This is a genomic window from Capillimicrobium parvum (assembly GCF_021172045.1).
Taxonomy (GTDB): domain Bacteria; phylum Actinomycetota; class Thermoleophilia; order Solirubrobacterales; family Solirubrobacteraceae; genus Capillimicrobium; species Capillimicrobium parvum.
Window position 1 is genome coordinate 1,169,751 of the sequence record NZ_CP087164.1, and the last position, 12,937, is coordinate 1,182,687.

A 12,937-nucleotide genomic window follows, 5' to 3' on the forward strand; every position below is an offset into this window, starting at 1 on the left:
ACCTTGATCGCCTGGGCGCGTCCAGGGACCCCGCGCGTCGCGGTGCGAGAGTCGCCGGCGATCAGGTAAGTGTCGCGGAACGCAGGATCCGTTCCAGGTCCGGCAACAGGCCAGTCGCGTGTGACCTCGTCGCGTCGGCCGGTGAGTCTCGTTCGCCGCTGCGCCCAGCGACCTGATCGGGGCACGACGCGGCGCGCTGCGGCTGGCGCTCGGCGTCACCGCGGACGTGCTCGAGATGGGGATGCCGGAGAGCGCGACAGGATCGTTCGGGACTCCACCGGGATGGAGCGGCTGGCTCTGCGGAACCGCGCGTGTGGACGGCGTCGCTCGTCACGAGCGACAGGCTACACGAACATGTGTTCGCGTACTGGCCTGCGGCCATGTACACGGAACGCTTACGTTCTGGACCACGAGCGACGCGAACGCACGCGCGGCACAGGGCGGTGGCGACGATGAAGTTCAGCCGCATGGCGAGTGTGGGTTGCGAGGGATCGATGCGCAGTTGCTCCTCGAAGGTCCGAAACCCGGAGTAGCCGCCGACGGAGGCGCGAAGATCCCCGAGGCGCGGACGTGCCCGCGGCGCGCGAGAACGATCAGCAGCGCGGCGAGCGCGAGTCTCGGACCGACGCGAGAGCTCATCCGACGAGTCGACGGCCTTGCCGGGCGCGTGCCCATGCGCTGGCGCGTCGCTCCAGCCTTCGGTCACGGCCAGATCGCGCTGCGATTTGCGTATCGGGGGCGGATCCCGGTCGCCGTCGCGGGCGCTGACGCCTTGGCGGTCTGCTCGTGGGACGCGGGCGAGCCGCAGATCGACGGATCGGCGGTCTGCGGGCGCTTCACGTAAGAACCCCACAACGCGGAACGCTGGGGACGTGTGAGCAAGACATGCAGCACACCGTCGCCCGGTGGTTGGCCACGCCGCGGCGCCGGATCCGCCCAGGCAGGATTCTCGTGAGCTGGCCCGCACTGTGGTTTCGCGAGTTGATGACGGGTGTGCCCAACCGGCGCTGGTCGGGCACGCGTCGCGCCTTCCATGCTGGGCGCCGGCCCGAGAGGACTGAAGTTTACGTCGTCACTGCCGGTGATGCTCAGCGCCTCTGGTCCCGGGGGGAAGGAGGCGACGCGTTTGGCTGGGGGCCGGCCGCAGACCGGGGCGGTGCCAGGCGCGCCGTCGCGATCCTCGACCACGCTACTCGCCGGCAGTCGCCTGAGGACGTCTGCACACGGTTCCACGCCAACGGTATCGCATCGCTGCTACGGCCCGGGTGCGTGTTGGACATCGACGACATCGACCTGTGGCTGGCCGCCGAAGAGTGCGATCCACAGCGATGGCGCCCAGCTGCGGCAGTCGACGTGAACGTGGTCACTGAAGAGAGGCTGAAGCCGTGAACGCCGCCCTGGGACGCCGTCTGCTCGCCGAGACGATCGGCACCGCGCTGCTGGTCGTGTTCGGCGCCGGCGCTGTCGTCGCCGCGCTGACCTCCGGTCAAGGCAAGCTCGACTACGCCGGGCTGGGCATCGTGGGGTTCTCGTTCGCGTTCGTGATCGCCGCGGTGGTCTACATGTTCGGCACCACATCAGGGGCGCACATCAACCCGGCGGTCACGGTCTCGCTCGCCGTCGTCCGGCGCTTTCCGTGGGCCGAAGTCGTCCCCTACATCGCGGCCCAGTTGCTCGGGGCCGTCATTGGGGCAGTACTAGTCAACGCGATCTTCGGTAGTCGTGTGAGCGATCTCTACGTGTCTGGTGGGACCGTCGTCGGAGCCGGGTTCACCCAACTCCAGGCCGTGGTTGCGGAGGCGCTCGGCACGTTCCTGCTGATGGCAACGATCATGGCGCTGGCGGTCGACCGGCGCGCACCGGCAGGATTCGGGGGCCTGGTGATCGGGCTCGTGGTGGCGTGCGAGATCATGGTCATCGGACCGATCAGTGGCGGCTCGGTGAACCCCGCTCGCACGCTGGGACCCGACGTCGCGACCAGCATCTTCGGTGGCTCGGTGCCATGGCAGGAGCTCTGGATCTACTTCGCCGGCCCCGTCGCGGGAGCCGTCATAGCCGTTCTGGCGTACGTCCTGATCGCGCAGCCGGGTCGCGACGAAGCCGACGCGCGCGAGGCCCAAGGCACGGCAGGGCGCGTCGCGGCTCGCCGCGTGATTCCTGGCGAGGAGACGGCGTGAAGCAACGAACATCCACCACGACAGGAGCGCCTCATGGCCGGTAACAAGGCAGTCGCTTACATCGAGCCGGGCAAGGTCGAACTGCAGACGATCGACTACCCGAAGCTCGAGGTCCATGACGGGCCGGGCGTGCACCCGGACAACGTCGGACGCAAGACGCCGCACGGGGTGATCCTCAAGGTTGTGGCGACGAACATCTGCGGTTCCGACCAGCACATGGTGCGCGGCCGCACGACTGCTCCGGCCGGGTTGATCCTTGGCCACGAGATCACCGGTGAGGTAATCGAGGTCGGCCCGGGCGTCGAGTTCATCAAGAAGGGCGACCTCGTTTCCGCCCCGTTCAACATCGCCTGCGGCCGCTGCAGAATGTGCAAAGAAGGCAACACCGGTGTCTGCTTGAACGTGAACCCCGCCGGCTACGGTTCGGCGTACGGCTACGTCGACATGGGCGGCTGGGTCGGCGGCCAGGCGGAGTACGTCATGGTCCCCTACGCGGACTGGAACCTGCTGAGGTTTCCCGACAAAGACCAGGCGCTCGAGAAGATCCTCGACCTGACGATGCTGTCGGACATCTTCCCGACCGGTTACCACGGCTGCGTGTCGGCTGGCGTGACGACCGGCTCAACGGTCTACATCGCCGGTGCCGGCCCGGTCGGATTGGCGGCCGCCCACGCCGCTCAGCTACTGGGTGCCGCCGTGGTCATCGTCGGCGACATGAACAAACGGCGCCTCGCACAGGCGCGCAGCTTCGGCTGTGAGACTGTCGACCTCGGCCAGGACGCGCCGCTGCCCGACCAGATTGCACAGATCGTGGGCGAGCCAATGGTCGACGCGGCCGTCGACGCGGTCGGCTTCGAGGCCAAGGGCCACGGCCACGGTGGCCACGAGGCGCCTGCCACGGTGCTCAACTCCATCATGGAGGTCACCCGGCAGGCGGGCAAGCTCGGCATTCCGGGCCTGTACGTCACTGGCGATCCCGGTGCCAGCGACGAGGCCGCCAAGCACGGAAGCCTGTCGATCCGAATCGGGTTGGGATGGGCCAAGTCGCACTCCTTCACGACCGGCCAGTGCCCCGTGATGCGCTACCACCGCAAGCTCATGAACGCCATCCTCAACGAGCGATGCCAGATTGCCAAGGCCGTGAACGCCACCGTGATCTCGCTCGACGACGCGCCCCAGGGCTACCAGGACTTCGACCAGGGAGCGGCCACGAAGTTCGTCCTGGATCCCCACGGGATGTTGGGCGACAAGCAGCGCATCGGCGCGTAGAACAGCAACCCATTTGCACGCCACGCAGGACGGAGGGCGACCCCGACGCCCTCCGGCCTCGTGCCCTTTGCGAACCTCCCTCGGATCAGCTCACGGTCGACACGTGTAAGACCTTGTCGGTCCGCGACGCTGAGGAGACATGAGCCGGCCGACCACCAGACAGGAGGCAGAGGTCGAGGACATCGTCCGCGCCCTCGCCATGTACGGAGTGTTGACTCGCGCGCGGCTGGTGGATATCTGCGGAGCGGCGCATTGGTCCGATCCTGGATTTCGGCTAGCGATCGCGCGCGCCATCTCCAGCGGTCGGATCCGCCAACTCGGCGATGAGCTCTACGAGATCTGCGAGCCGATCGGCGTGACCAGCCGCGCTGCGCAGAGCGACGACCCTTCGCACACCCACAGCGAGCTGACCTCGAGAACTACGCGAGCCCCAACTCGCCGGAGCGAGACGATGAGCCACTTGGACACCGAGGCGCCCGACCGCCCCAGCAGGAGCGGGTCGGCGATTCAACGACTTCTCTTCGTGGTCGACGCCGCCGTCGCAGACACGGCGGAGCTGCCGGCCGCAGCACGCGCCATGATCGATTCGGCCACGGAGGTCTACGTCCTCACGCCGACCTTGCCTGGCCGCCTCGCGTGGCTGGCCGACGACATCGATCGATGTCGGCACATCGCGGACGAGCGCCTCGACACTGTCGTGGGTCACATGCGCTCGATCGGCGTCGATGCGAATGGTGCAGCGGGCCGCGGCAGCGTCCTCACGGTTGTCGCGGACGCCGTTGCGGACTTCACGCCCGACCACATCCTCATCGCGCTGCGCGACTCGGAGCACGCCAACTGGCAGGAGCGGCGGCTGATCGAGCACATCCAAGAGCGCTTCGGCGTGGCAGTCACCACCTACGCCGTGGACGTCGACGGGCACCCGACGAGCGCGTGACCGACGACCGACCAGGGTCGCCCGCTCTTCCTATTGCCAGTCCGCGGGCAGTGCCCGTCGCAGGACGTCCGCGAGCACGACAGCGTCGTTGTACTCGGTGTCGTGCGCGGCGTAGACGAGTGTGAGAGTGCCATCTCGAGCATGACGACGGAGCGCCGTAAGACGTGGACGCTGATTGCGCAGCTCGTCGATGTAGCACCGGCGGAATTCTTCGAAGCGCGACGGATCATGCCCAAACCACTGTCGTAGCTCCCTGCTGGGTGCGAGCTGTGGGAGCCAATCGTCGAGCTTGGCGCGCTCGCGAGAGACGCCGCGCGGCCACAACCGGTCAATGAGCACACGGCAGCCGTCATCAGGTGCCGCGCGCGCGTAGGCCCGCTTCATTCGGATGTCCATCAACTTGCTTCTGCGTCGATCCACATGGATCTCTTACCGGCAGACGATCAACCGGCCAACCCACGCGTAGAACGTAAGACCGCCGAAGACGCGGACGCTGATGGTGACAGAACCAACGTCCCACAAGTGCCCGATACTCCTGTCGGGCGCCAGCACCGAGAAGGAGATCGTCACCATGGCGTCCACCCAGATCCGACTTCCGCATCGGGCGAAGGCGGCCACGAACGGTCGCACTTGGGAGGCGCCTCCCGGACGCGATGTCAGCATCGCCGCCCACCAGGCGTTCTGGTTGCTGCGGATCACGTTCACGATCGCGCCGATCCTCTTCGGGGTTGACAAGTTCGTCAACTGGTCCGTGCACTGGCCCGACTACCTGGCCGGATGGGTCAACAACATCATCCCCGGCACCGGCCAGGAGTTCATGTATGTCGTCGGTGGTGTGGAGATCGCTGCCGGCGTGCTTGTCGCAATCGCTCCGCGGATCGGCGCCTTCGTCGTCGCCGGCTGGCTGTTCGGCATCGTCATCAACCTGCTGACGAAGAACGCTCCCCAGTACTACGACATCGCCCTGCGCGACTTCGGGCTCATGCTCGCAGCCCTGACCTTCGGCCGCCTCGCACTGGCCATCGTTCCAGCCCGCAAGTCCGGCGACCTGCCCGGCCGCCCCTGGTGACCGCGCTCGAGGCCGGCCGCATGGAGCGGCGCTTTGACCCCGACCGGAGGGAACCATGTCACCGCCCGTCTATCCGCCCGCCAGTGCTGACATCGCTCAGTCGCGCAAGAACCTGGCGCCGGACACCCACGACGCCTTCCAGCGGTTCAGCCAGGCTGTGTTCGCCGCCGGCGCACTGGACCCGAAGGTCAAGCAGCTGATCGCTGTCGCGGTCGCGCATGTCACCCAATGCCCGTACTGCATCACCGGCCACACGAAGGCCGCCATGCGCAAGGGCGCCACCGAGCAGGAAGTGATGGAGGCGATCTGGGTGGCGGCCGAGATGCGCGCCGGAGGCGCCTACGCCCACGCCGCGCTGGCCATCACGGCGATGCACCAGCACGCCGCCGGCTGAGGACCGCCCCGCACCGAGATCACACCAATGATGCGCCAACCCTCTGAAGGCGACACCCCGCTCACGCGGGGCATTACCGTCTAGGTGTTCTGTTTCGTATGGGATCGTCTGATCGGAATGGGCCAGCCGCTGCGCCACGCTACCGCTGTGGCGGGGCGGTCTGGCTCGGAGCCGCCCTCCTGGGCGCATGCATCCGGATGGGAACAAGCGGGCGGTTCGGAGAAGCGGTCCAGAGAGCTAGGATCGCCTCCCTGTCAATGCGTGTCTGAGGTGGTCGTGTGTGCCGGAGCGATCGGATCACTCGGGTGTCTCGTCCAAGAGCAGCGGCGCAAAGCGCCGCGACAGGACCGAGGGCTTGCTGACCCACGCAAGCCGCCTGCTGGCGATCGACCTGGACTACGACGAAACCGTCTCCAGGGTCGCGTTTCTGCTGTCAGGCCTCGCCGACTGGTGCGTCGTCGAGACGGTTGACACGGACGGGTCGTGCGCCCAGCTGGCGGTCGCGCATGATGATCCGCGCAAGCGCGCACTCGCGGAGCAGATGTGGCAGCTCTATCCGCCCACCGCCGACCGTCCGGATCTATCGCGACGTCTGCTCAAGACCGGCAGGCCGGAGCTGGTGTCCGATGTCTCGGAAGGGTTCCTGCAGAGCGTCGCTCAGACCGCGGATCATCTGCGCATGCTGCACGAGCTTGGGCTTCGGTCGCTGCTGGCCGTGCCGTTGCGGACACGAGGACGAGTGTTGGGAACGATCCTGCTCGCAAACGCTGAGTCAAGCAAGCGGTTCACCGAGGAAGACCTCGAGATCGCCGAGGATCTGGCGCGGCGCGCGGCGCTGGCGATCGATAACGCTGCACTGCACAAGTCCGAACAGGAGGCCCGACGCCGCGCCGAGCGAGCGGCCGAGCGCATTGGCCGCCTCCAAGCTCTCACCGCGGCACTGTCGCGAGCGCTGACGCCCACGGTGGTTGCGGAGGTGATGCTCGGCCAGGGTGCTGTGGCGGTCGGCGCCGACGGCGGCTTCGTGCGGCTCCTGACGGCTGACGCAAGCCATCTCCGTCTTGTCGCGACAGCAGGCACGTCAGAACGCTTTGCGCGTTCGTACTCGCTTGTTCCGATTATGAGCCAGCTTCCCGACGCCGTGGTCTTTCGCTCCGGCGTGGAGGGGTATTTCGAGTCGGCCGCCGAGCTGCGGGCGGCGTCGTCGGAGTTCGCGTCACTGCACGAGGAGTCCGGGCATCAGGCGGTCGTGTTCGTCCCGCTGCATGGGTTTGATGGGCCGATCGGGGTGATGGCGCTGACCTTCGCGGACGCTCGGACGTTCGACGGTGAGGATCGTGAGCTTCTGACCGCCCTCGCGGATCCATGTGACCAGGCGCTCGAGCGCGCACGGCTCTACGAGGCCGAGCGGCAGGCCCGGGCAGCCGCCGAGCTGGCGATCGAGCAAACGACGCGCCTGCAGCGCCTCGCGGCCGAACTGGCGGCCGCGCTGACGTGCGCGGAGGTGGCCGAGGTCGTCGTGACCGAGGGGATCGCGAGCATCGACGCCGACGCCAGCGCGCTTCAGTTGCTCAGCGCCGACGGCACGATGCTCGAGGTCGTCTGTGGAAAAGGCTCGGACCGGGCACTGATCGAAGCCGGGTGGCGCCGGTTCCCCAGTGATCTGAGGGTGCCGAGCGGCGACGCGCTGCGCACGCTCGAGCCGGTGTTCATCGAGTCGAACGAGGACATTCGCGAGCACTACCCCGACCTGGACGGCTACCCCCACATGCGCGACGCGGGAGCTGGCACGCGCGCCAGGGCCGGGGCGCACATTCCGCTCATCGTGTCGGGGCAGCCCCTGGGGGTGCTGTTCCTCGGCTTCTCCCGGGCGCGCAGGTTCTCGGAGCCGCAGCGGTCGTTCGTCGTCGCGCTCGGCCGTCAATGCGCGCAGGCATTGAAGCGGGCCCAGCTCTACGAGACGGAGCTCGAAGGGCGGGGCAGGCTCAGCCGACTCGTCGAGCGGCTGCACGAAGGCGTGGTCAGCGTCGACGCACGCGGCCACGTCGAGTTCGCCAGCTCGACGGCGAAGCAGATGTTGTGCGCGGCGTCGCTCAAGGAAGGACGGCCGGTGCCAGAAACCTGGTTGGGCTTCCCGCTGGCAGACTTCGTCGCCGCCCTGTCCGACGCCGACCAACGTGTCGTGGAGGCCCAGGTGGCCAGCCCCGACCGAGCGCGTGTGTTCAGCCTGATGGGGATCCCTGCGGCTGGCTCTGAGGCGGTGCTTCTTGTGGTGACCGACGTGTCGGCGAGCGAACAGCGCCGGCGCGTCGAGCGCGAGTTCATCGACAACGCCGCGCACGAGCTGCGGACTCCGCTGGCGGCGATCACGAGCGCGATCGAGCGTCTCCAGGCCGGGGCCCGCGAGGACCCGGAGAGGCGTGACCGGTTCCTCGGCCACATCCAGCACGAATCGGCGCGCCTGAACCGGCTGGCGTCTTCGTTGCTCGTGCTCGCGCGGGCGCAGACGCGGGAGGCGGAACCGCAACGTGAGGAGATCCCCGTGTGCGGGCTGCTCGAGGAGCTGGTCAGCGGACTAACGCTCAATCCAGGCATCGAGCTGCGGCTCGACTGTCCGGCTGACCTGGTGGTCCACAGCAACCGAGACCTCCTGGAGCACGCAGTGCTCAACCTGGCCAGCAACGCCGCTCGCCACACCACCAGTGGCGCGATCGGCGTGAGCGCCCGTCTCCTCGACGACGACTCCGTGATGCTCGAGGTCAGCGATACAGGCTCCGGTATCGCACCCGAGGAGTTCGACAGGCTCTTCGATCGCTTCTATCGCGGCCCGAGGGAGGTACGGCGCGCCGGTTTCGGGCTCGGACTTCCGATCACCAAGGAGGCCGTCGAGGCGATCGGCGGCCGGATCGAGATCGATTCGATTCACGGCGAGGGCACGACTGCTCGCATCGTCCTCCCGGCTGTCGACGTCACGATGGAGGCATGAACGAGCGCATCCTCATCGTCGAGGACACCGAGGCGATCCTCGACGCCGTCACCGATGCCCTCGCCGCAGAGGGATTCGACGTGCAGGGCGCCTGCGATGGCACGGCCGCGCTTGCGGTCGCCGAAGCCGAGCCATTCGATCTGGTGATCCTCGACGTCATGCTGCCGGGACTCTCGGGCACCGAGATCTGTCGTCGGCTGCGCGCCACAAGCGCGGTACCGATCATCATGCTCACCGCCCGCGACGCCGAAGCCGACCGCGTTCTCGGCCTCGAGATCGGCGCCGACGACTACATCACCAAGCCGTTCTCGGAGGTGGAACTGCTCAGCCGTGTTCGTGCGATCCTGCGTCGGCGGCGGCTCGACCGCACTGGAGACTCGGGTCTGCGACGACTCGGCGGGCTGAGTATCGATGGTGTCAAGCACGAGGTCGTGGCCGACGGAAGACCGGTCGCGCTCACTCCCTCGGAGTACAAGCTGCTCGCGCTGCTCGCCGAGGAGCCGGGCCGGTTGTTCACGCGCCGCGAAATCATGCAGCATCTCTGGCAGAGCACCTACGTCGGCGATGAGCGGGCTTGCGACGCGCACGTCTCGACGCTGCGCAGCAAGATCGAGCGCGACCGCGCGCACCCCGAGCGGATCATCACGGTGCCCGGCTTCGGCTACAAGCTGGTCGCTGCCTGAGCTCAACCGCCTGCCGGTCGCGCTCACGGCCGCGCCGGCGCTGACCATGTGAGGGAACCCTCACAGCATCTGCACTGCATCGGCAGCGCGGTAGCTGGATCGCCCATGTGACCCCGCTTAGCGTGGCAGACAGCTGCCAATGTCGCCAAGCGAAGGAGCCTCGATGCTGGGACAGCAACATGGCGTAATCCTCTTAAGCGTGAGATCGTGCCGCACGACGCGGTCCCGCCGATGATCGTTCTCGGTTGTCGCCATTGCGGATTCTCGATGCGTCCTCGCGCAGCGTTCTTGTCGATGGAGCACTGCCCGCGCTGTCTGGCGCGCCGGCGGGCGGTGGAGCGCCTGGTCGAAGTGCAGAGCAGGCCGGTGGCACCCCAGCTCGAAGGTTCGTCGGCTTCGAGAGGGTCGTGACCATGGCCTCGGCATCGATCGCCCCGAGCGCGCCGGCGGGCCTGGACACGGTACAGGCGCCGGCTGAATGCAGGCTGCGCTTCCCGGGTGGGGGGGTCGCATACCGCCCGCAGCTTGATGGCGAGTCGCTGTGGTGGTGGCAGCGGCTGCACGGGACCGAGCCGCTGCGCCGCGAGGCGATCGCCCTTCTGCATGAGCGGCTGCGGCGCGAGGCCGCGTTTCACATTCGCCTGCGGGTGCGCGCGCTGTCAGCGTTTCCGCGCAGCGACATCGACGACCTTGCCGTTGAGGCGGCCGACGATGCGCTGATGGCGCTGCTGCGAAAGTTGGAGGACTACCGGGGCGACAGTCAGTTCTGGACGTGGGCGCGGCGGTTCGCCGCGTTGGAGGCGCCCGTGAGCATCCGCCGCCGCATCGGACACGACCACGTCGGGATCGCCCGTGATCCCGACGTGCTGCTGAATGTGGCCGATCGGGGCGCCTCGGTGGCCGATCAGGTGGAGCTGCGCGAACGGCTTCGAACCGTCAGCGCCGCAATCGCCGGTTCGCTGACAGCGCGTCAGCGCAGGGTGATGGTGGCGGTGGCGATAAACGGCGTGGCGCCCCGGACGCTGGCGGGCGAACTGTGCACCACGCCCGGTGCGATCTACAAGATGCTGCACGATGCGCGCCGCACGTTGCGCGCGCAGGTCGCCGCATGATGAAACGGCCGCCGATAAACCGCCCAGCCTGCGCATCCGAGCCCTGTGAGCGAGATCGCCCGGCTCGCGCGCATCAGCCCGTTCGGCCGTCGCTACCGCCTACCGACCCAGTTGACGCGTGCGGTCCGGGGTCGTTTCCGGCGAGCGATCCGCCTTCCGGCTGGGCGGGACGTGACGACTCGGCGAGCACGTCGGGTCGGCGGACGCCCGATGCGTCCGTGCCGCAGTGCTCGAGTCTCTGAAGGCCGGGGCCATGCCCGGCCCCGAGTTCCCACGAGCACGCAACGACTGTAGAGACGCGATGAGCCGCGAATCGCACCGTGAAGGAGCCACCATGAATCAGAACGGAACTCCCGTACAGCCATCCCTCGTGGTCGTCGGCGTCGACGGATCGGCCGGAGCAGGTCACGCCCTTCGCTGGGCGGCCGCCGAGGCGCGCCTGCGCAAGGTCCGGCTGCGCGTCGTCCATGCGTGGACGATCGGTTTCACGGGCATCCCGGGCGGCGGCTACGGCTACATGGGCGACAGCCGCAGCCTCTCTGGCGAGGGGATCAGCGAGCTTCGACGAGCGGCCGAGGAGTTGCTCGACCGCGCCATAACCGAGATCGCGACCGAGGCTCGAGGCATCGAGATCGAACGCCAGGTGATCGAAGGAGGAGCCGCCGAGGTCCTCGTCGGTGCCGCCACAGAGGGCGATCTCCTCGTTGTCGGATCCCGCGGGCACGGCGGACTCGCCGGCCTCCTGCTCGGCTCGATCAGCCAGCAATGTGCCCATCACGCTTCCTGTCCGGTCGTCATTGTTCGCGCCCCTCGGACATCGGCCAGCGGGTCGATGTCCACCGGTGTGGCACCGCTCCAGCGCGAGCGGCGGGAGGTGCGGTCGCGATGATCGGAACCATCGCGATCTCGCCGCCGGAGCGGTCTCCGGCGGTCGGCCCCCCACCGTTCGAAGTGCGCATCCGGCCGCACCGCGAAGCCGTGCAGCTGAGGCTCGTCGGAGAGCTCGACGTTACCACCACCGCCCAGCTGCGCGCGGGTGTCGAGGACGCGGTGACCGCGGGGTTCTCCCACGTGGTGATCGACCTGCGCGGGCTGGTCTTCATGGACTGTGCCGGCCTGCGGCTGCTCCTCGTGCTTAGCGAGGTCGCACGCCGCGGGAGCTGGCGACTGTCGCTCGTCCATGCTCCCGATGCGGTACGCCGGCTGTTCGCACTGACCGCCACGCTCGACGTGCTCCCGTTCGTGTCTCCCACAGCGATTTCGGGGGCGCGGCCCGGCCTCAAGCGCCGCCGGCGGCCGAATCATGCGCGCGGCCAAGACTGAACGGTTCGTGCCGCCAGCAGCGTCGAGGTCGGCGAGCATCGTGGCCCCTTCGGGTCGACGGAGCGTCCAGGCACCGCCGACTTCAACCTGCACTTTTATGTCCTTTGCCACAGCCAGCGCCATGGCATCGATCATTTAGTCGCGCGCAGCGCCCCCGGGCGCGCCGCCCCGCCGGTTAGCCTGACCGGCATGCGCCGCCGCCCGGTGGTCTGGCTCGCCGCGACCGGGGCCGTCCTGGTCGCCGGCCTGCTCGGCGTGCGCTCGTGGGTGCTGCGCGACCGCACCGAGCCCATCAGCGTCGACCGTGCGCTCGACCGCTTCCGCGGCGACCGGCCGGCCCGCGCGCCGCTGCGCCTGCCCGCCGGGGTCCGCGTCCCGGCCGCCGGCGTCTACGAGTACGCCACCACCGGCGGGGAGCGCGCGGACCTGCTCGGGACGAGCCGGCACGACTACCCGAGGACCACCGCGATGACGGTCGTCCCGGGCGGCTGCGGGTTCACCGCCCGGTGGCAGGCTCTCGACCTGCGCAGCGAGCGCTGGACCTTCTGCGCCGGGCCCGACGCGCTGCGCCCGACCCGGTTCGAGGACGTGCACTCCTTCTACGGCCGCACCGACACCCGCACGTACCGCTGCTCGGGCGGCGCACTGGCGCTCACGCCGCGCGCCGACCGGGTGACGATCGTCTGCGTCCGCGACGGCACGACGCGCACGGACCGCGTGCGCGCGGTCGGCGCCGAGCGCATCCGGGTCGGTGGGGAGGAGGTCCTCGCGGCGCATCTGCGCGTCGCGACGACGATGGCCGGCAGGACCGATGGCACGGGGACCGTCGACCTCTGGCTGGCCCGCGGCACCGGCCTGCCCGTCCGCGTCCGCGCGGACGTCGACAACCGGAGCGACACGCCGATCGGCAGGCGCGTGCTCTACCGCGAGCGCTATGAGCTGCGGTTGCGCTCGCTGCGCCCGCGCCAGTGACCCGTGCCCCGGGGG

13 protein-coding genes are annotated in these 12,937 nt (G+C 68.7%); 12 read left to right on the plus strand and 1 reads right to left on the minus strand.

The features are described from left to right. The first annotated feature begins 885 nt into the window (after positions 1–885). The 4 genes from DSM104329_RS05720 (at position 886) to DSM104329_RS05735 (ending at position 4,383) form a co-directional block, all read left to right on the plus strand. Positions 886–1,389 carry a hypothetical protein gene (locus DSM104329_RS05720; RefSeq protein WP_259314433.1) on the plus strand — a complete coding sequence of 168 codons (504 nt, stop codon included), beginning with the start codon at positions 886–888 and terminating at the stop codon, positions 1,387–1,389. Then, positions 1,386–2,177 carry an MIP/aquaporin family protein gene (locus DSM104329_RS05725; protein WP_259314434.1) on the plus strand — a complete coding sequence of 264 codons (792 nt, stop codon included), beginning with the start codon at positions 1,386–1,388 and terminating at the stop codon, positions 2,175–2,177. Before DSM104329_RS05720 ends, DSM104329_RS05725 begins: the two co-directional genes overlap by 4 nt. Positions 2,178–2,210: 33 nt before the next feature. After that, positions 2,211–3,446 carry a formaldehyde dehydrogenase, glutathione-independent gene (gene fdhA / locus DSM104329_RS05730; protein WP_259314435.1) on the plus strand — a complete coding sequence of 412 codons (1,236 nt, stop codon included), beginning with the start codon at positions 2,211–2,213 and terminating at the stop codon, positions 3,444–3,446. 139 nt (positions 3,447–3,585) lie between these two features. Then, positions 3,586–4,383 carry a hypothetical protein gene (locus DSM104329_RS05735; protein ID WP_259314436.1) on the plus strand — a complete coding sequence of 266 codons (798 nt, stop codon included), beginning with the start codon at positions 3,586–3,588 and terminating at the stop codon, positions 4,381–4,383. Between the two features lie 30 nt (positions 4,384–4,413). Here DSM104329_RS05735 and DSM104329_RS05740 read toward each other — a convergent pair whose 3' ends face one another. After that, positions 4,414–4,767, minus strand: a complete 354-nt coding sequence (locus DSM104329_RS05740) for a DUF488 domain-containing protein (protein ID WP_259314437.1) — start codon at positions 4,765–4,767, stop codon at positions 4,414–4,416. 187 nt (positions 4,768–4,954) lie between these two features. On the opposite strand from DSM104329_RS05740, the gene DSM104329_RS05745 reads away from it, so the two are divergent. The 8 genes from DSM104329_RS05745 (at position 4,955) to DSM104329_RS05780 (ending at position 12,922) form a co-directional block, all read left to right on the plus strand. Beyond that, positions 4,955–5,452, plus strand: coding sequence for a hypothetical protein (locus tag DSM104329_RS05745; RefSeq protein ID WP_259314438.1), 498 nt, complete (start codon positions 4,955–4,957; stop codon positions 5,450–5,452). A 55-nt stretch (positions 5,453–5,507) separates the two neighbouring features. Further along, complete coding sequence (locus tag DSM104329_RS05750; RefSeq protein WP_259314439.1) at positions 5,508–5,846, plus strand: carboxymuconolactone decarboxylase family protein; 339 nt, start codon at positions 5,508–5,510, stop codon at positions 5,844–5,846. Between the two features lie 355 nt (positions 5,847–6,201). Continuing rightward, the gene (locus tag DSM104329_RS05755) at positions 6,202–8,832 is read left to right on the plus strand and encodes a GAF domain-containing protein (protein WP_259314440.1); all 2,631 of its coding nucleotides are present in this window, start codon (positions 6,202–6,204) and stop codon (positions 8,830–8,832) included. Further along, positions 8,829–9,515 carry a response regulator transcription factor gene (locus tag DSM104329_RS05760; protein ID WP_259314441.1) on the plus strand — a complete coding sequence of 229 codons (687 nt, stop codon included), beginning with the start codon at positions 8,829–8,831 and terminating at the stop codon, positions 9,513–9,515. The genes DSM104329_RS05755 and DSM104329_RS05760 overlap by 4 nt, the downstream gene beginning before the upstream one ends. 413 nt (positions 9,516–9,928) lie before the next feature. Continuing rightward, the gene (locus tag DSM104329_RS05765; RefSeq protein WP_259314442.1) at positions 9,929–10,627 is read left to right on the plus strand and encodes an RNA polymerase sigma factor; all 699 of its coding nucleotides are present in this window, start codon (positions 9,929–9,931) and stop codon (positions 10,625–10,627) included. Positions 10,628–10,961: 334 nt separating this feature from the next. After that, on the plus strand, positions 10,962–11,516 hold the full coding sequence (locus tag DSM104329_RS05770) for a universal stress protein (RefSeq protein ID WP_259314443.1): 555 nt from the start codon (positions 10,962–10,964) through the stop codon (positions 11,514–11,516). Beyond that, positions 11,513–11,950, plus strand: coding sequence for an STAS domain-containing protein (locus tag DSM104329_RS05775; RefSeq protein ID WP_259314444.1), 438 nt, complete (start codon positions 11,513–11,515; stop codon positions 11,948–11,950). The genes DSM104329_RS05770 and DSM104329_RS05775 overlap by 4 nt, the downstream gene beginning before the upstream one ends. Positions 11,951–12,139: 189 nt before the next feature. Next, the gene (locus DSM104329_RS05780; RefSeq protein ID WP_259314445.1) at positions 12,140–12,922 is read left to right on the plus strand and encodes a hypothetical protein; all 783 of its coding nucleotides are present in this window, start codon (positions 12,140–12,142) and stop codon (positions 12,920–12,922) included. Positions 12,923–12,937 lie beyond the last annotated feature (15 nt).

What these genes read in the sequence shown, in the direction of transcription:
- DSM104329_RS05760 (WP_259314441.1), top strand. Translation starts at nt 8,829, where the DNA reads ATGAACGAGCGCATCCTCATCGTCGAGGACACCGAGGCGATCCTCGAC.
- DSM104329_RS05745 (WP_259314438.1), top strand. Translation starts at nt 4,955, where the DNA reads ATGGCGTCCACCCAGATCCGACTTCCGCATCGGGCGAAGGCGGCCACG.
- DSM104329_RS05740 (WP_259314437.1), bottom strand. Translation starts at nt 4,767, where the DNA reads ATGAAGCGGGCCTACGCGCGCGCGGCACCTGATGACGGCTGCCGTGTG.
- DSM104329_RS05770 (WP_259314443.1), top strand. Translation starts at nt 10,962, where the DNA reads ATGAATCAGAACGGAACTCCCGTACAGCCATCCCTCGTGGTCGTCGGC.
- DSM104329_RS05750 (WP_259314439.1), top strand. Translation starts at nt 5,508, where the DNA reads ATGTCACCGCCCGTCTATCCGCCCGCCAGTGCTGACATCGCTCAGTCG.
- DSM104329_RS05765 (WP_259314442.1), top strand. Translation starts at nt 9,929, where the DNA reads ATGGCCTCGGCATCGATCGCCCCGAGCGCGCCGGCGGGCCTGGACACG.
- DSM104329_RS05735 (WP_259314436.1), top strand. Translation starts at nt 3,586, where the DNA reads ATGAGCCGGCCGACCACCAGACAGGAGGCAGAGGTCGAGGACATCGTC.
- DSM104329_RS05775 (WP_259314444.1), top strand. Translation starts at nt 11,513, where the DNA reads ATGATCGGAACCATCGCGATCTCGCCGCCGGAGCGGTCTCCGGCGGTC.
- DSM104329_RS05720 (WP_259314433.1), top strand. Translation starts at nt 886, where the DNA reads ATGCAGCACACCGTCGCCCGGTGGTTGGCCACGCCGCGGCGCCGGATC.
- fdhA (WP_259314435.1), top strand. Translation starts at nt 2,211, where the DNA reads ATGGCCGGTAACAAGGCAGTCGCTTACATCGAGCCGGGCAAGGTCGAA.
- DSM104329_RS05780 (WP_259314445.1), top strand. Translation starts at nt 12,140, where the DNA reads ATGCGCCGCCGCCCGGTGGTCTGGCTCGCCGCGACCGGGGCCGTCCTG.